The following is a 17,250-nucleotide window of genomic DNA, read 5'->3' on the forward strand; positions in this document are numbered from 1 at the left end:
AATGAAAGCATTGGCACTTTTTTCTGGAGGACTTGATAGTGCTCTAGCAATAAAAATTATAAAAGATCAAGGTATAGAAGTAATCGCTCTTAACTTTGTTTCACACTTCTTTGGTGGAAAAAATGAAAAGGCTGAAAATATGGCTAAGCAACTTGGAGTTCAACTTGAGTACGTTAACTTTACTAGTTCTCATACTGAAATCTTAAAAAACCCTGTTCATGGACGTGGAAAAAATATGAATCCTTGTATTGACTGTCACGCTCTTATGTTTAAAACAGCTGGTGATCTTATGGAGAAGTTTGGTGCTTCTTTCATAATTTCTGGAGAAGTTCTTGGACAAAGACCTATGTCACAAAATTACCAAGCATTAGAAAAAGTTAAGGCTATGTCACCTGGACTTGAAAATCTTATTGTAAGACCATTATCAGCTAAACTTTTACCAGAAAGTGAGCCTGAAAGATTAGGTTGGGTTGATAGAGAAAAACTTCTTGATATTCAAGGTAGAAGTAGAAAAACTCAAATGGAGTTAATGGATAAGTTTGGAATTGTTGACTACCCTACACCTGGTGGAGGATGTCTTCTTACAGATCCTGGTTACTCAAAAAGATTACGTATTTTAGAAGAGGATGGGTTTTTAGAGGATGAACACTCTAATCTATTCCACCTTTTAAAAATAGGTAGATTCTTTAGATTTGAAAAAGGAAAATATCTAATTGTTGGAAGAGAGCAAGAAGATAACCTTAAAATAGATGAGTTTAAAACTTATGGTTCTCTATTTATCAGAGGAAAAGAGGTTCCTGGACCACACATGGTTGGATTCGGAGAGCTTTCAGAAGAAGAAATTAATTTTGCGTTAAATCTTTTCTCTAGATATTCTAAAGTAAAAGGAAATTCAGAATTAACTTTCCTTATGAATGGTGAAGATGTTACTATTCCTGCTGTTAACTTTGAAGCTTTAAATGAAGAAATCGCAAAATATCAAATTACAATGTAATGTAAGAAGCAGCTAAGAGAAATCTTAGCTGTTTTTTGAATTTACTATTAAAAGGAGAGTTTATGTATACTATAAAAAATGTATCTGAAATGGTTGGACTTTCATCATATACAATAAGATATTATGATAAATGTGGGTTAATGCCATTTGTTGCGAGAAATAAAAATGGTGTCAGAGAGTTTACAGAGGATGATGTCTTTTGGATTGAAATTATAAAATGTTTAAAAAATACTGGAATGACAATTGAAGATATAAGATCTATTGTTGATTTAAGTTTAAAAGGAGATCATACTAAAGATGAAAGAAGAACTATTCTTCTTGAGCATAGAAAAAAAATCTTAGAACAGATTGAAGATTTAAATAGTAATCTTAAAAAATTGGATGCTAAAATTGCGTGGTATGATAATAATTCTATTTCTTGTGAATAAAAGTATTGACTTAGAGTCGTCTCTAAGGTTTATAATCTAGCTAATTACAAATAGGAGGTTGATTTTATGTTAAATTTTAATTTTTATAATCCAACACACATTGTTTTTGGTAAAGATACTTTAGACCAATTAAATAGTTTAGTTCCTGCAGATGCAAAAGTTTTAATAACTTACGGTGGGGGATCAGTTAATAGATTTGGTACTCTAGATAAAGTTATCCAAAATCTTCCTGGTAGAAAAATATTTCAATTTGGTGGAATAGAACCAAATCCTCAATATAATACACTTATGAAAGCTGTACAAATTGCAAAAGATGAAAATGTAGATTTTCTTCTTGCTGTAGGTGGGGGTTCTGTTATGGATGGAACTAAGTTTATAGCTTTAGCTTCTAGATATGAAGGAGATTGTTTAGATTTACTTACTCCAGAATTTGATTTAGCTCCTGTTGACAGTGCTATTCCTATGGGAACTGTTGTAACTCTTCCAGCTACTGGATCAGAGATGAATAACGGCGCTGTTATCAGTCATAAAAATTTAAAGGTCCCTGTATTTAGTATGTTTACTTTCCCTAAGTTCTCTATACTAGATCCAACTTTAACTTTTACATTACCAACTACACAGGTTGCAAATGGAATAATCGATACCTTTATTCATACTGTTGAGCAATATGTTACATATCCTGTAGATGCAAGATTCCAAGATAGAACTGCTGAAGGAATTCTAAAAACTTTAATAGAGATTGGTAAAACAACAATTGAGGAGCCTACAAATTATGATGCTAGAGCAAATCTTGTTTGGTGCGCTACTATGGCTTTAAATGGTCTTATCGGTGCTGGAGTTCCACAAGACTGGACTACTCACATGATTGGTCATGAAGTTACAGCTATGTTTGGTGTAGACCATGCTAAAACTCTTGCTATTTTACAACCAGCTATTTGGGAAGTTAGAAAAGAACAAAAAAGAGCTAAATTAATTCAATATGCTGAGCGTGTTTGGGATATAACTGAATGCGATGAAGATCTAAAAATAGAGTTAGGGATTCAAAAAACTCGTGCTTTCTTTGAGGAGTTAGGAGTTAAAACTCATCTTTCTGATTATGATATTACAGAAGAAAAAATTGAAGATTTAATCCTAGCTTTAAAAAATAACAACAGAACTGCTCTTTCTGAAACTGGAGATTTAACTTTAGAAATTAGTAGAGAAATTCTAAAAAAAGCATTATAATATATTTCTAGAGGCTGAGAAGTTTTTCTCAGCCATTTTTTAAAGAGGTGATTATTTTGAACATAGATTTAATACATGAAGCAAATCGTTGCTTAAACTGCAAAAAACCACTTTGTAAAATACACTGCCCTATATCAACAGATATTCCCAATATTATAAATCTGTTTAAAGAAAATAAAATAGCTGAAGCTGGGGAGGCTTTATTTTTAAACAACCCACTTTCTATATTTTGTTCTATAGTTTGCCCTCATGAAGAGCAATGTAAAGGTCATTGTATAAAAGGAATCAAAGAGACTCCCGTTGAGTTCCCATTGATTGAAAAAGAGATATCTACAAAGTATCTTTCTACTCTTCCTTTAGACAAAAAAGAAAACAATAATATTGATGTTGCTATTATCGGTGGAGGTCCTGCGGGTATCACAGCTGCTATTCTTTTAGCTAAAGAGGGTTTTAAAGTTACTATTTTTGAAGCTTTCTCTAAACTTGGTGGCGTTTTAAGATATGGAATACCAGAGTTTAGACTTTCTAGAGAATTAACAGATACTTTTGAAAAATATCTATTAAACCTTGGAGTGAAAATAAAATATAATACTCTTGTTGGTCCAATACACACTATTCAAAACTTAAAAGATGATGGATTCAAATATGTTATCATCACCACTGGTGTTTGGAATCCAAAGCCAATGGATATCAAAGGTGAAACAAAAGGTAATGTTCACTACGCTATAAACTATCTTGTATCTCCTGAATCATACAGCTTAGGTGAGAATGTTTTAGTTATTGGTGGTGGAAATGTTGCTATGGATGCTGCAAGAGTTGCTAAGAGGCTGGGAAGCTCTGTCACTGTTATGTATAGACGTGGTGAAGAGGATATGCCTGCTACTAAAGTCGAAATAGCTGAAGCAAAAGAGGATGGGGTAGAATTTAAATTCTATTATGCTCCAAAAGAGATTTTAGATGATAAAATGATTTTCTTAAGAACTGAATCACTGACTGATGAATCTGGAAGAAAAAAACTTATCACTTTAGATGATAGTGATATAGCTGTTAAATATAGCTCAGTTATTGTTGCTGTTAGCCAAGGTCCTAAGAAAAATATAGTTTCATCTGAGGATAGAATTAGCACTGAAAAATGGGGAACTGTTGTTGTATCTGATAATTTTGAAACAACCCTAGATAATGTTTTCTCTTGTGGTGATGTTGTCACTGGTCCTAAAACCGTTGTTGCAGCAGTTAATGACGCTAAAAAAATGGTTAATAATATATTAAGTAAAGAGGGATTGATCTAATCAATCCCTCTTTTTTATATTAGCTAATTTTATTATACTCTTCCAAAGCTCTTCTAAGTATTATCATTGAATTTTCTATATCGTCAACACTTGTACAGAATGAGAATCTAACTTCATTTTCACCTTTTCCAGAAGTTTGATAGAATCCTGGTCCTGGTGCTAACAGTAATGTCTGGTTTTCATAAGAGTAATCTGTCAGTAACCATTTTGCAAATTTTTCTGCATTGTCTATCGGCAGTTTTGCAAAAGCATAGAATGCTCCATGAGGTTTATAGCAAACAACTCCTGGAATTCTATTTAAGTATGAGAATAATAGATCTCTTCTATTTTGATATTTTATTCTTACATCTTCTAAATAGTTATCCATTGTATTTATTAAGTTTGCCGCTGCATGTTGCTCTATTGTTGAAACACAAAGTCTAGCTTGACTAAACTTCATTATACAGCTCATAAGCTCTTTATTTTTACTTGCAATAAGACCTATTCTAGCTCCACAAGCACTATAGTGTTTAGAGATACTATCTACTAAGATAACTCTATCTTCTACATCCTTTAACTGCATAAATGATGTATACGGAATATCATCATATACAAACTGTCTATAAACTTCATCCGCTATAATATACAAATCTTTTTCTTTTGCTATCTCTGCTATCATTTCAATCTCTTCTTTAGTATAAACTGTTCCTGTTGGATTTACAGGATTTGAAAGCATTATTGCTCTTGTTTTTTCATTTATTAAAGATTCAATTTTTTCTTTTGACGGAAGGTGAAAACTTGTTTCTATAGTTGTTTCTATTGGTAATACCTCTGCCCCTGCAAATTGACAAAAACTTGTATAGTTCGAATAAAATGGTTCAGGTATTAATACATTATCTCCCTCATTACATATAGCCATTAAAACGAACATTATCGCTTCACTACCACCTTGAGTTATCAATAAATCCTCCTCATTTACATTTATTCCCATCTTCTGATAACTCTTTGCAAAGCTTTCTAAAAGTTGTGGAATTCCTTGAGAGTGAGAGTATTTTACTATTTTCTCTTGATAGTTATGTAATCCTTCAAAAAATGAATCTGGAGTTACTACATTTGGTTGTCCTATATTTAACTTATATACTTTTATTCCTTTTGCTTCTGCTGCGTCGGCCAGAGGAATCAACTTTCTTATTGGTGAAAAATTCATTTCTAATGCTCTTTTTGATAATTTCATTTTGATCCTCCTAGCTTTTGTTATAAATATTTTTATTTTTCTAAATATGATACGATATTTTTTATCTAAAGTCAACTAATCGTTTATTAAAAAAGGAGTAGATTCCTCTACCCCTTCTTATATTTTATATTATCTTCCCCAAGTATCTGGAGTTTTATTCCACTTTAATGCAATCTCAGCATCCTCAGAATCTATGTAGTTCTCTTCTGTTGCTACATTGATTAATGAAGCAAAATTTGAAAGCGTTGTCCAAGGAATTCTATCTGCCTCAAAGTTTTTATAAGCTTTTTCAAACTCATATGAGAATATTGCTAAAACTTGAACATCCGTAGCTCCAGCTTCTCTTGCAGCTGCTACTGCTTTAATAGAACTTCCTCCTGTAGAGATTAAATCCTCTATTATAATTACTTTTTTACCTTCAAAGTCTGCACCCTCTATTTGTCTTCCTGCACCGTGGGCTTTCTTTTCTCCTCTGATATACGCCATTGGAATATTCATCTCTTGAGCTATAAATGCTGCCCAAGGAATTCCTGCTGTTGCTGTTCCTGCTACAATATCAAACTCTTTCTCTTTTAAAACTTCAATGAAAGCGTCTACTACAACTTGTCTCTCTTTTGGGAATCCTATCATCTTTCTGTTGTCACAGTAAATTGGACTTTTGATTCCTGAAACAAAAGTAAATGGATCCTTTACACTTAATCTAACTGCCTCTGTTCCTAATAATGATTTTGCTATATTTTTCTCTCTAGACATTTTTATAACTCACTCCTTCTCCGATTTTTTCTATAAAACTATTTCCATCATAAACTACCTTACCTCTTACTAAAGTTGAAAGTACTTTTCCCCCTCCAACAACTCCGTCATAAGGTGTCCATCCACATTTTGAAACTACATCTTCGTTTTTTATAACTTCTTTTCTTGTTATATCTACAACTACTAAGTCAGCATCATATCCAATCTCTAAAATCCCCTTATTCTCTATTTTAAATATTTTAGCAGGATTTTCTGACATAACTTTTTGTAAAGTTTTCATATCTATCTTTTTATTTAACTCTTTTAGCATCAACTCTAATGAGTTTTCAACTCCAGGTATTCCATACGTCACTTTTGAATTTTTCTCTTCTAAAGTATGAGGAGCGTGATCTGTTCCTATTGTATCAATAGTTCCATCTATTAAACCTTCCCAAAGAGCCTTATTATCCTCTTTCTCTTTTAATTCTGGTTTCATTAGCAATAAAGAGTTGGCCATACTAGAATCTAAAAATAGATGGTGTGGTGCAACTTCTCCATATATCTTTAATCCCTCTTTTTTTGCAGCTCTTAATTTTTCTACTTCACTTTTTTTAGACAGATGACATAAATATAAAGGTTTTCTAAACCTTCTAGCTAAATCAATAGCTCTATCAACCATATCTTCCTCAGCATGAACAGATACAATTTTAGACTCTTTAAAAAGATTTTCTAAAACTTTATCCTCCTCTACTAACATATCCCCTGTTGACATATTTAGAAATATTTTTGTTGAAGCTACTCTTCTTTTTACTTTTTTTATCTCTTCACTATTATCTAATCTACTTCCCCCAAAATGAAATCCATAATCCACATAACTTCTATTTTTAGAGTTTCTCTCCTTAGCTGTTAGAATCTCCTCAGTTGTTGTATTTGGAACTGTATTTGGCATATCTATAAATGTTGTTACCCCACCCTTTGCACAAGCCATGCTTCCTGTTTCAAAGTCCTCTTTATAATCAAGCCCTGGATCTCTCATATGTGTATGAGCATCTATTACCCCTGGCAGTACCCAGTTTCCATCTACATCTATTATCTCATCAATATCTAACTCCTCTACTTCAGAACAGTTATATATTTTTACAATTTTTCCATCTTGAACTAATATATCTTTTATACCCTCTTCCCCATGATATAAAACCTTACAGTTCTTTAGCAACATAACGCCTTAACTCCTTCCTCTATCTCAGCTAAAACACTCTTTGCCGCTTCTACAGGATTTTCATTTTTAGTTATTGGTCTTCCTACTACTAAGTAGTCACATCCATTTAATATTGCATCTTTTGGAGTCATAATTCTCTCTTGGTCATCAGCTACAGACCACTTAGGTCTAACACCTGGACATACAGTTTTGAAGTCTTCTCCACATAACTCTTTTATAGCCTTAGCTTCCCATGGCGAACAAACTATTCCATCCATTCCAGCTGTTTTAGTTAACTTCGCTAAATTTAATGCTAAATCTTTTAGTGAAAGTTGACTTTGGAAAGTCTCTTTTAATCCCTCTTCTGAGAAACTTGTTAAGATTGTTACAGCTATTGATAAAATCTCTGGATTTACTTCTTTCACTTTTTTTGCCACAGATTCCATCATTGCTCTTCCACCACTTGCATGAACATTGAACATAAATACATTTTGTCTTGCTGCAAATAGCGATGCCATAGTTGTTGTATTTGGAATATCATGGAACTTAAGATCTAAGAAAACTTTCTTTCCTTTTTCAGTTAAGTAATCCACCATCGTTCCTTTTGAGTTTAGGAATAACTCTAATCCTACTTTGTAGAACGAAACTGTATCTCCTAAAACCTCAACTATATTTTTTGCATCCTCCATATTTGAGTAATCTAATGCTATTATTAATTTATCTTTAATATTCATAATCTTAATCCTCCCTTAACTTTCACTTCTTTTTACTTTTATTTACAGTGTGCTGCTCCGATTATCTCTCCGATATTCTCTAAATTATTCTCTTCACAGAACTTTTCTAATCCTGCTTTTATCTCCACAGGTAAAACTGGATTAGTAAATAAACCTGTTCCTAGTGATACCATTGTTGCTCCTGCCATCATAAACTCTATTGCATCCTCTGTAGATGAGATTCCACCCATTCCAACTATAGGAATATTTACATTTTGATAAACTTGATATACCATTCTTAAAGCTACTGGCTTTACTGCTGGTCCAGAGAATCCTCCAAAAGTATTTCCTAATACTGGCTTTCTCTTTTTTATATCTATCGCCATTCCAAGTAGAGTATTAATTAAAGAAACTGCATCAGCTCCATTCTCCTCTACTACTTTAGCTATATGAACTATATCTGTTACATTTGGTGATAACTTTACAATTAGAGGTTTTGTTGTTACCTCTCTAACAGCTTTTGTTACTGCTCCTGCAACTTCTGGCTTTGCACCAAATGCCATTCCACCATCTTTTACATTTGGACATGATATATTTAACTCTATCATATCAACTTCAGGAATTTGTTCAACTCTCTTTGCAATCTCTACATATTCCTCTATAACTTTTCCATTTATATTTACAATTATTGGTGACTCTATTCCAGAAGCTTTTATATTTTTTACAATTACATCTTCAAAGTAATCAATCCCTGGATTTTCAAGTCCAACACAATTTAACATTCCACCTGGAGTCTCCGCTATTCTAGTTCCATAGTTTCCATCTCTAGGCTCCATTGTTATTCCCTTTACAACAATTCCACCTAAAACATTTGGATCAAAGTAATCTTTATATTCTAAACCAAATCCGAAACATCCAGATGATGTTACCATTGGATTTTTAAATTCTTTTCCTAAAAATTTCGTTTTTAATCTATTCATACTTCCCACTCCCTTATTTTCCACAGCTACATCCAGTGTTTTCTTTTGGATTTACATCTACTATTATTTTTGAATCGAAAACTGGTCCATCATGACAAACTTTCTTCATTCCATCCAATGTCTTTATTGAACATCCCACACACGCTTTAACTCCACATGCCATTCTCTCCTCTAGTGATACTTCACAAAACACTTCAGCATTTTGTGAAGTTTCTGCTACAGCTTCCATCATCTTATGTGGTCCACATGTTTGTACCATATCTATTTTCTCATCAGCTAAAACTTTACTTAAAACTGATATTACATTCCCTTTTTCCCCTAAAGAACCATCATCAGTTGTTATGTATGTTTTCACTTTATCTAAATTTAAATTTCCTAAAATATTTAAAGCTTCCTTACTTCTTCCACCAGCTATAAATATTACTTCATTTTCTTTTTTCAACTCATCTATCAGTAATTTTGTTGGAGCGATTCCCATTCCCCCTCCTACAACTACACATTTTTTTCCTTTTGTAGAAGTAGTGAATCCTGTTCCTAAAGGTCCTTGTATGTTTAGTGAATCTCCAGCTTTAAGAGTTGCAAACTCTTTTGTTCCTCCACCTTTAACTTCGTAGTAAAACTCTAAAATGTTTCTATCTTTATCTGCATAGTGAAGACTGATTGGTCTTCTTAAAATTCTTATTTCATTATTTAACTTTAGCATGAAAAATTGTCCAGCTTTTGAATGTTGAGAAGCTTTCACTGACTCTATTTTCATTAAGTAATAATCTTCTCCAACTTTATGGTTTTCTAATACTTTGCAATCTTCTAAAAACATTTTTCCTCCCAAATCTATCTTCAAATTTTTATTTTTTTATATCTCTATTACAATAGTAACAATACTTATGGTCTTTATCTACAACATATTTATTATCTGTTTCTTCAAATTTTGTTATACACTTTTCATTCACACAAACAATCTCTTCTGATTTTCTGATATCTTTTTCTAACATCTCACTTTTAGTAACCTCTACTAACCCCAATGCAATTGAGAAAATAGCTTCTCTAGCTGGAACTCCATTTGCTGCTTGTTCAAAATATTTTGCATGCTTTGTGTCATCTAAATCAATTTTAATCTCATCTACTCTAGGGAGAGGATGAAGAATTATCATTTCATCTTTACACTTTCCAACTATATTCTCTTTATCTATAACGTATACTCCAGCTACTTTTTCATAGTCCTCTATCTTATCAAATCTTTCTTTTTGTATTCTCGTCATATAAAGAACATCTATCTCTTTTAATACCTCTTTGTAATCAGATATTATGTGGTATTTTATCCCTTTTTTATCCAACCCTCTTGTTATATACTCTGGTATTTGAATTACTTCAGGTGCTATAAAGTAAAACTCACAATTAAACATCTCCAATGCTTTTGTCAGTGAGTGAACCGTTCTTCCATATTTTAAGTCCCCTACGAAAGCTACCTTCTTTCCCTCTATACTTCCTAACTCTTTTTGAATTGTGTATAAGTCTAACATTGTCTGACTTGGATGCTCATTTGCTCCATCCCCTGCATTTAATAATGGAACTCTTGAGATATCTGCTGCAAAACGAGCTGCTCCATCTCTATTGTGTCTCATAACAATTACATCCGAATAAGCTTCCGTCATCTTTATTGTATCTCTCAATGTTTCACCTTTTTTTAATGAAGTTGCATCTGGAGAATCAAATCCTAAAACTTTTGCTCCTAATCTATAAGCTGCTGATGTAAATGATAATCTAGTTCTTGTTGAAGGTTCGAAAAATAAGCTTCCAACTATTTTATTTTTCAAAAGTTCTTCATTTTTGTTCTCTAACTCTTTGGCCACTCTTAAAACTTCTAAAATATCCTCTTTTGTAAAATCTTTCATCGAAATAAAATCTCTCATTTTTCCTCCTTAGAATTTGGTTAAAAAAAAAGGAATAGAAATTACAAATTAATGTAACTTCTATTCCATATATTAATATTAAAATCAAAAGATAAAAATAATGAAAATAACGTATTTTTCTTTTTTTCTTCTTGCTTAAATCCAAAAATACTTAACGATTTCTTCACTTTTTATCCTCCTCGTTTTTTTTACACTTTGAAAAGTATAACATACGATTTTAAATTTGTAAAGCAATATTTTTCAAGCTTTGAAGTAGATAATCTATCTCATCCTCTGTATTGAAAAAACCAAACGAGAATCTAACGGTACCTGTTTCATAAGTTCCAATAGCTTTATGAGCTAAGGGAGCACAATGATAACCTGGTCTAACTAAAATTCCAAACTCTTCATCTAATATACTTGAAAAATCTCCTGAGTCAACACCCTCTATATTTATACTTATAACTGGTGCTTGATTTTCTGTAAAACTTTTATAAACTTGAATTTTATCTAGCTGCTCTAAACCTTTTAAAAATTTAGATACGAGTTTATCTTCATGCTCTTTAATTTTCTCTATTCCAATCTTTTGTATAAACTCTATTCCAGCTCCTAAACTTAATATTCCAGGTGTATTAAGAGTTCCAGCCTCTAACATCTCTGGCATCTCTTTAGGTTGTCTTTGAAGTTTTGAAAAACTTCCTGTTCCACCTTCTAAAATTGGGTCAATCTTAATCCCTTCTCTTAATGCAATCGCTCCTATTCCTTGTATTCCAAAAAGTGATTTATGACCTGTTATACATAATATATCTACATTATCTCTCTCCATATCTATATCTATATATCCTGCACTTTGAGAAGCATCAAGTATAAATAACAACCCGTTTCTTCTACATATATCTCCAATTTTTCTTATATCTTGCACAGTTCCATTCACATTTGATATGTGATTTATTACAACAGCTTTTGTTTCTGATGTTATTGATTTCTCTAAATCTAAATATGTATCTATAAATGTTAACTTAACCTCTTTTTCATCTCTCATATAGTATAGAGGTCTCAAAGATGAGTTGTGCTCAAAATTTGTTGTTATTACATGGGAACCTTTTTGTATAGCTCCTTTAATAGCAAAATTTAATGACTCTGTTGCATTAGCTGTAAATGCAACATTCAAACTATTTTTAACTCCAAAAAAATTTGCAACTTTCTCTCTAACTTCATATATTTTTCTAGCTACCTCTAAAGCTTTTCTATGCCCGGCTCTTCCTGGATTAGCATTATACTCTCTTATCGCAATTTCAACAGAGCTATAAACTGATTCAGGTTTTGGAAAACTTGTAGCTGAATTATCAAAATAGTAGGTTTTCATATCTTTCTCCTCTTAAAATAATAAAGAGAGGATCTCTCCTCTCTTCTTATATTAGTTTATTTTTGCAAAAACTTCAACTATATTGTATAAATGATCCTTTATTCTTCTATAGTTATTTAAGATATCCATATATCCTGTACTTAGCATTGCTGGCATTACATTTTCTGATACATGCTCTAAGTGCTCTGCTCTTGCTCTCTTATATTCATCTTTAATGTAGTTACACTTTTTAATAGCTGCTATAAATAGATCTTTATCTCTTAATTCATAAGCTCTATTGATATCATTAAATAGGTCTTCAACATTGTTATGTAATTGATTTAAAGTTGCTCTCTTATACTCGTTTAACTCAATTCCATTGTCTTGCATTTTCTTTAATGTCTTTGCAATTCTTAATAAGTAGTCACTTATTGTTTCATACTCATCACAAGTTTGTAAGTTTTCTCTCGTATCCTCTGTATTAGCACAATCTAATGTTCCATTTAATATATGGAAGTTTACATCTGAAATCTCTTTTTGGAATAAATCTAAAGTATCTTCTAACTTTTCAATTTTTCCAACTTGAGTATCTATCTTTTCTTTTCCAGAGAAAACTCCGTCTAAGTTAGTAAATATCTCTTTTATTTGAGTTCCCATAGCTAAAATCTCTTTTTGAGTTTGCTCAACAACTACTGACGGTGTATCTGTCATTAATATATCTAAATGAGTTACTCTCTCTTTTGCTACTGGTGAATCTGATTTTACAACTTTACATAAGAAATCAGCTAAATATCCTGTGAACGGAATGAACATAACTACGTTTAATACATTAAACATCGTATGAGCTGTTGCGATTGCTGCTGTTAAGTTATTAGCTGGATCTAATAGATTCTCTAAGAACATTAAGTATGGTCTAAATACTGTTGTAGCCCAAACTACTCCTGCTATATTTATAATTGTATGAGCGTAAGCTGCTCTCTTTGCATTTGCTGTTGCATTTAGTGAAGCTAATAATGCAGTTATTGTAGTTCCTACATTCTCTCCTAGAACTAATGCTACTGCTGTTGGATAATCAATTAATCCTTGAACAGCTAAAGTTATTGTGATTCCTAGTGTAGCTGATGAAGATTGAACTACCGCTGTTAAAAGTGCTCCTACTGCTGCTGCTTTTAAAACACCAAAGTAAGTATCCGCTGTAAACGCATGGAATAATGCTACGAATTCTGGCATTGATCTTAATGGCTTTAATCCATCACTCATTAACTCTAATCCGAAGAAGATTAATCCTAATCCCATTATTGCCATAGCTCTTGTTCTAGCCTTTTCACTAGTGAAGAACATAGTTGATATAGCTGCTGCTCCAGCCATTGGAAGTCCATACTTTCCTATTTTTAGAACAAGTATCCATCCTGTTATTGTTGTTCCTATATTAGCTCCTAGTATTACCCCTAAAGCTTGCTTCAATGTTAATAGTGAAGCGTTTACAAATCCTATTGTCATTACAGTACTTACAGATGATGATTGAACTAATGCTGTTACAAACACTCCCATTCCGATGGCCATAAAACGATTTGTTGTAAGCATAGCTAAGATTTTCTTCAATCTTTCCCCTGCCATTTTTTGCATTCCTTTAGACATGTTTTCCATTCCGTATAAGAATAGACCCAGTCCTCCTAGAACCTTAAAAAAGATATCTAAGTACATTTTTCCTCCTAAATTCTATTTTTTATTTTAATTTTTTTTTGGTTAAATAGTCAATCAAATAAATTCTAACACGTATTTTAAAAATTGTAAAATAAAAAACCCAATTTTAACTTAATTTTTACACATTTTTAACATTAAACTTTATTTTTAGTATAAAAAAAAGGGGTATTTTATTTTCATACCCCTTTAAAACCTTCTATTTAGTTAGCTTCTCTTCAAACAAAACAGTTATTTAAATTTATTTTTTTTCAAGTTTAAATCCTGCAATTCTATTTACAACAATCGCAATTGCCCCATCTCCAGTTACGTTACATGCAGTACCAAAACTATCTTGAGCTAAGTATAATGCAATCATTATAGAAGTTAAAGTTGGTGGGAATCCTAACATTGTCTCTATTATTCCTAATGCTGCCATTACCGCTCCACCTGGAACTCCTGGTGCTGCAACCATTGTTACTCCTAACATTAAAATAAATCCTAACATTGTTCCAAATGTCACTGTCATTCCATTTAACATCATAATTGCCATTGCACAGCTCACTAAAGTTATCGTACTTCCTGACAGATGAATTGTTGCACATAGTGGTACTACAAACTCTGCAATTCCTGGGTTTACACCATTTTCCTTAGTTTGGCTTAAAGTTACTGGTATAGTTGCCGCTGATGATTGTGTTCCTATAGCTGTAAAATATGCTGGTAACATATTTTTTATTAAAACTATCGGATTTGCTCCTGATAATCCACCAGCTATAAAATACATTATTAATAAAACTGTAACATGAAGTAAAATAATTACAGCAAATACTTTTGAGAATACAGATAAAATTGTCACAACTTGACCTGCATAAGTCATGTTTGCAAAGATTCCTGCTATATGTAGTGGTAAGAATGGAATAATTATATTTTTTATAATTCCTTCTACTATCTTTTGGAATTCATTCATTACATCTTTAATCGCATGTCCTTTTACTATTGCTATTCCTGTTCCTAAAATAAACGCAGTTAATAGTGCTGTCATAACATCCATTATTGGAGGCATATTTATTGTTAAATAACCAGATAGTAATGAGTGCTCTGGATTATCTGCTGTTGATATCATAGATCCTGTTTTTAATATCATCTTAAATACAGCTGAATTTACAAAATATGTAAATGATCCTGATAACACTGTTGAAATATAAGCTATCGCTGTTGTTATTCCTAATAGCTTTCCTGCTCCTGTTCCAAGCTCCCCAATTCCAGGTGCAACAAACCCTATTATGATAAGTGGTATTGAGAACTTTAAGAAGTTTCCAAAAATACCATTAAACGTTGCTAATACTCTTACAGGCATCTCCATCCCCAACATACCCACACCAATACCGATTATAATTGCCAAAATTAATTTTGGTAAAAGACCAATTTTTTTCATTTTTTCCTCCCAGTACTAAAATTTGTTTATTAAAAGAACTAACTATATAATTAATACTACATTTTAGCCTGTTTTGCAAACTTTTTTTGTATATAGTTCAGAAAATTTGTATTTTTCTTATATATGTAATATAATTAAGATAAAAAATCTTAATTATATTAAGGCTTAAGGATGTGAAATATGATAAAAGGTAATGTTGAAGGGATCAGAGATTCTATTTTAGCTGAGTTAGATACTATCTATAGTATGACTGTTGAAAAAGGTAAACTTATCAATCCCGAAATTGTCGCACTTATTACAGATATGACAAGAGTTATTAATCGTGAAATTAGTGTTTCGATAGATAGAAAAGGAAAAATTTTAGAAGTTGCAATTGGTGATAGTAATAGTGTTGAGTTACCTATCCTTGAAATTTCTAGTAAAAAATTAAGTGGTGTAAAAGTTATACATACTCATCCTAACGGATATTCTAAACTTTCTATGATTGATATTTCAGCTCTTTTAAAGTTAAAATTAGATGCTATCTTAGCTATAGGTGTTGGTGAAACTGAAATCACAGGCATCAATATTGGATACTGTAAAATTGAAAACCAAGAACTAACTTACGAAGAGATTGAAAATCTTTCTTTAGAAAAAACACTTTCTATTGAATATCTGGATAAAGCGTTAGAAATTGAAGCTGAGCTTAGAAAAAGTGACGTTGTCGAAGACGATAGTGAATACGCTATTGTTGTTGGTGTTGATTCTGAAGAAAGTTTAGATGAATTAGAAGAACTTGCAAGAGCTTGTGAGGTTAATGTTGCTGGAAGAATCTTCCAAAAAATAAAAAGAATCGATAATATCTTCTATATTGGTAGTGGTAAAGTTAAAGAGCTAGCTTTATTAAGACAAATCAAAAATGCAAATCTTATAATTTTTGATGAAGAACTAAGTGGAGTTCAAATTAAAAATTTAGAAGCTGTTACTGGATGTAAAGTTATCGATAGAACTATTCTTATTCTTGAAATCTTTGCTAGAAGAGCAAGAACTAGAGAAGCTAAAATTCAAGTAGAGTTAGCTCAACTTAAATATAGAAGCCATAGACTTATAGGTTTAGGAAGCGTTATGTCTAGAACTGGGGGAGGAATTGGAACTAAAGGTCCTGGAGAGAAAAAACTTGAAATTGATAGAAGAAGAATCAAAGACGAGATATTTGCTCTTAGACAAGAACTTGAAAAAATAAAAAAAATCAGAGCTCTTCAAAGAACAAAAAGAGAAAGTTCTGGAATTCCTAGAGTTTCTCTTGTTGGGTATACAAACGTTGGAAAATCGACTCTTAGAAATCTTCTTGTAGATATGTATCCAAGTGATAACACAGTAAAAAAAGAAGCTGTTTTTGCTGAAAATATGCTATTTGCTACTCTTGATGCTACTACAAGAACTATGATTTTACCTGACAAAAGAATAACAGCTCTTACTGATACTGTTGGTTTCGTTAGAAAACTTCCTCACGATTTAGTTGAAGCTTTCAAATCAACTCTTGAAGAGGTTATTTTCTCTGATCTTTTAGTTCATCTTGTAGATGCTTCTAGCGATACTGTAATTCAACAAATCAAATCTGTTGAAAATGTTTTAACAGAACTTGGGGCTTTTGATAAGCCAACTATTTTGGCTCTTAATAAATGTGATGTTGCTACAGAGGAACAAATTGCTAAATTAAAAGAACTTTACTCTCATATGGAGATTGTTGAAATAAGTGCAAAAAATGAAGTTAATATAGATCTACTTCTAGATAGAGTTACTGAAGCTCTTCCTAGAACTATGAAAAAAATTGAGCTTTTAATCCCTTATTCTGAAAGTTCAATAAATGCTTACCTTCATAGAAATGCTATTATCGAAAGTGAATCTTATGAAGGTGATGGTACATTAGTTGTTGCAACTGTTAGTGACGAGGTTTATAATAAGTGTTCTAAATTTATTATTCAAGAAATTTAAGAAATTTTTAAAAAGTCGATTTTTTCGACTTTTTATTTTTTAAATAACATAAAAAAAGTTGTTGACATTATTTTTATATTATGGTACTATATTTTTGTGATTGCGGGAGTAGCTCAGTTGGTAGAGCGTCAGCCTTCCAAGCTGAATGTCGCGAGT

The 17,250-nt window shown here is 31.9% G+C and carries 16 protein-coding genes; 5 read left to right on the top strand and 11 right to left on the bottom strand.

Features of this window, described 5'->3' with window-relative positions; translation table 11 throughout:
* Window position 1: 1 nt before the first annotated feature.
* From Q0O83_RS05655 to Q0O83_RS05670, 4 genes are all read left to right on the top strand, one after another.
* Window positions 2-994, top strand: coding sequence for a 7-cyano-7-deazaguanine synthase (locus tag Q0O83_RS05655; RefSeq protein ID WP_294094945.1), 993 nt, complete (start codon window positions 2-4; stop codon window positions 992-994).
* A gap of 62 nt (window positions 995-1,056) precedes the next feature.
* Window positions 1,057-1,422, top strand: a complete 366-nt coding sequence (locus Q0O83_RS05660) for a MerR family transcriptional regulator (RefSeq protein ID WP_294094948.1) — start codon at window positions 1,057-1,059, stop codon at window positions 1,420-1,422.
* A 66-nt stretch (window positions 1,423-1,488) separates the two neighbouring features.
* Window positions 1,489-2,646, top strand: coding sequence for an iron-containing alcohol dehydrogenase (locus tag Q0O83_RS05665; RefSeq protein WP_294094950.1), 1,158 nt, complete (start codon window positions 1,489-1,491; stop codon window positions 2,644-2,646).
* A gap of 56 nt (window positions 2,647-2,702) precedes the next feature.
* Complete coding sequence (locus Q0O83_RS05670) at window positions 2,703-3,935, top strand: NAD(P)-dependent oxidoreductase (RefSeq protein ID WP_294094953.1); 1,233 nt, start codon at window positions 2,703-2,705, stop codon at window positions 3,933-3,935.
* 19 nt (window positions 3,936-3,954) lie between these two features.
* On the opposite strand, the gene Q0O83_RS05675 is transcribed toward Q0O83_RS05670, so the two are convergent.
* From Q0O83_RS05675 to Q0O83_RS05725, 11 genes are all read right to left on the bottom strand, one after another.
* The gene (locus tag Q0O83_RS05675; protein WP_294094956.1) at window positions 3,955-5,148 is read right to left on the bottom strand and encodes a pyridoxal phosphate-dependent aminotransferase; all 1,194 of its coding nucleotides are present in this window, start codon (window positions 5,146-5,148) and stop codon (window positions 3,955-3,957) included.
* Between the two features lie 129 nt (window positions 5,149-5,277).
* Window positions 5,278-5,901 carry an orotate phosphoribosyltransferase gene (pyrE, locus tag Q0O83_RS05680; protein WP_294094959.1) on the bottom strand — a complete coding sequence of 208 codons (624 nt, stop codon included), beginning with the start codon at window positions 5,899-5,901 and terminating at the stop codon, window positions 5,278-5,280.
* The gene (locus Q0O83_RS05685) at window positions 5,894-7,099 is read right to left on the bottom strand and encodes a dihydroorotase family protein (RefSeq protein ID WP_294094963.1); all 1,206 of its coding nucleotides are present in this window, start codon (window positions 7,097-7,099) and stop codon (window positions 5,894-5,896) included. Before Q0O83_RS05685 ends, pyrE begins: the two co-directional genes overlap by 8 nt.
* A complete protein-coding gene (gene pyrF / locus Q0O83_RS05690; RefSeq protein ID WP_294094967.1) occupies window positions 7,090-7,812 on the bottom strand; it encodes an orotidine-5'-phosphate decarboxylase in 723 nt (240 codons plus the stop codon). Before pyrF ends, Q0O83_RS05685 begins: the two co-directional genes overlap by 10 nt.
* 38 nt (window positions 7,813-7,850) lie before the next feature.
* Window positions 7,851-8,771, bottom strand: coding sequence for a dihydroorotate dehydrogenase (locus tag Q0O83_RS05695; protein WP_294094971.1), 921 nt, complete (start codon window positions 8,769-8,771; stop codon window positions 7,851-7,853).
* Window positions 8,772-8,784: 13 nt separating this feature from the next.
* The gene (locus Q0O83_RS05700) at window positions 8,785-9,588 is read right to left on the bottom strand and encodes a dihydroorotate dehydrogenase electron transfer subunit (RefSeq protein ID WP_294094974.1); all 804 of its coding nucleotides are present in this window, start codon (window positions 9,586-9,588) and stop codon (window positions 8,785-8,787) included.
* Window positions 9,589-9,616: 28 nt separating this feature from the next.
* Window positions 9,617-10,681, bottom strand: a complete 1,065-nt coding sequence (gene pyrB, locus Q0O83_RS05705; protein ID WP_294094977.1) for an aspartate carbamoyltransferase — start codon at window positions 10,679-10,681, stop codon at window positions 9,617-9,619.
* Window positions 10,682-10,722: 41 nt separating this feature from the next.
* Complete coding sequence (locus Q0O83_RS05710) at window positions 10,723-10,848, bottom strand: hypothetical protein (protein WP_294094982.1); 126 nt, start codon at window positions 10,846-10,848, stop codon at window positions 10,723-10,725.
* Window positions 10,849-10,898: 50 nt separating this feature from the next.
* The gene (locus tag Q0O83_RS05715) at window positions 10,899-12,026 is read right to left on the bottom strand and encodes an aminotransferase class V-fold PLP-dependent enzyme (RefSeq protein WP_294094985.1); all 1,128 of its coding nucleotides are present in this window, start codon (window positions 12,024-12,026) and stop codon (window positions 10,899-10,901) included.
* Between the two features lie 51 nt (window positions 12,027-12,077).
* Window positions 12,078-13,709: a Na/Pi cotransporter family protein gene (locus tag Q0O83_RS05720; protein WP_294094987.1), complete on the bottom strand. Its 1,632-nt coding sequence runs from the start codon at window positions 13,707-13,709 to the stop codon at window positions 12,078-12,080.
* Between the two features lie 238 nt (window positions 13,710-13,947).
* On the bottom strand, window positions 13,948-15,120 hold the full coding sequence (locus Q0O83_RS05725) for a dicarboxylate/amino acid:cation symporter (protein ID WP_294094991.1): 1,173 nt from the start codon (window positions 15,118-15,120) through the stop codon (window positions 13,948-13,950).
* Window positions 15,121-15,300: 180 nt separating this feature from the next.
* Between Q0O83_RS05725 and hflX the strand changes: the two genes are divergently transcribed.
* Complete coding sequence (hflX, locus tag Q0O83_RS05730; RefSeq protein WP_294094994.1) at window positions 15,301-17,094, top strand: GTPase HflX; 1,794 nt, start codon at window positions 15,301-15,303, stop codon at window positions 17,092-17,094.
* The last annotated feature ends 156 nt before the right edge of the window (window positions 17,095-17,250 follow it).

The sequence above is a fragment of the uncultured Cetobacterium sp. genome (assembly GCF_945952365.1).
Taxonomy (GTDB): Bacteria; Fusobacteriota; Fusobacteriia; order Fusobacteriales; family Fusobacteriaceae; genus Cetobacterium_A.

Bases quoted from the DNA above. Each gene is read 5' to 3' on its own strand.
- Q0O83_RS05655 (WP_294094945.1), top strand. From the start codon at position 2: ATGAAAGCATTGGCACTTTTTTCTGGAGGACTTGATAGTGCTCTAGCA.
- Q0O83_RS05660 (WP_294094948.1), top strand. From the start codon at position 1,057: ATGTATACTATAAAAAATGTATCTGAAATGGTTGGACTTTCATCATAT.
- Q0O83_RS05665 (WP_294094950.1), top strand. From the start codon at position 1,489: ATGTTAAATTTTAATTTTTATAATCCAACACACATTGTTTTTGGTAAA.
- Q0O83_RS05675 (WP_294094956.1), bottom strand. From the start codon at position 5,148: ATGAAATTATCAAAAAGAGCATTAGAAATGAATTTTTCACCAATAAGA.
- pyrE (WP_294094959.1), bottom strand. From the start codon at position 5,901: ATGTCTAGAGAGAAAAATATAGCAAAATCATTATTAGGAACAGAGGCA.
- Q0O83_RS05685 (WP_294094963.1), bottom strand. From the start codon at position 7,099: ATGTTGCTAAAGAACTGTAAGGTTTTATATCATGGGGAAGAGGGTATA.
- pyrF (WP_294094967.1), bottom strand. From the start codon at position 7,812: ATGAATATTAAAGATAAATTAATAATAGCATTAGATTACTCAAATATG.
- Q0O83_RS05695 (WP_294094971.1), bottom strand. From the start codon at position 8,771: ATGAATAGATTAAAAACGAAATTTTTAGGAAAAGAATTTAAAAATCCA.
- Q0O83_RS05700 (WP_294094974.1), bottom strand. From the start codon at position 9,588: ATGTTTTTAGAAGATTGCAAAGTATTAGAAAACCATAAAGTTGGAGAA.
- pyrB (WP_294094977.1), bottom strand. From the start codon at position 10,681: ATGAGAGATTTTATTTCGATGAAAGATTTTACAAAAGAGGATATTTTA.
- Q0O83_RS05715 (WP_294094985.1), bottom strand. From the start codon at position 12,026: ATGAAAACCTACTATTTTGATAATTCAGCTACAAGTTTTCCAAAACCT.
- Q0O83_RS05720 (WP_294094987.1), bottom strand. From the start codon at position 13,709: ATGTACTTAGATATCTTTTTTAAGGTTCTAGGAGGACTGGGTCTATTC.
- Q0O83_RS05725 (WP_294094991.1), bottom strand. From the start codon at position 15,120: ATGAAAAAAATTGGTCTTTTACCAAAATTAATTTTGGCAATTATAATC.
- hflX (WP_294094994.1), top strand. From the start codon at position 15,301: ATGATAAAAGGTAATGTTGAAGGGATCAGAGATTCTATTTTAGCTGAG.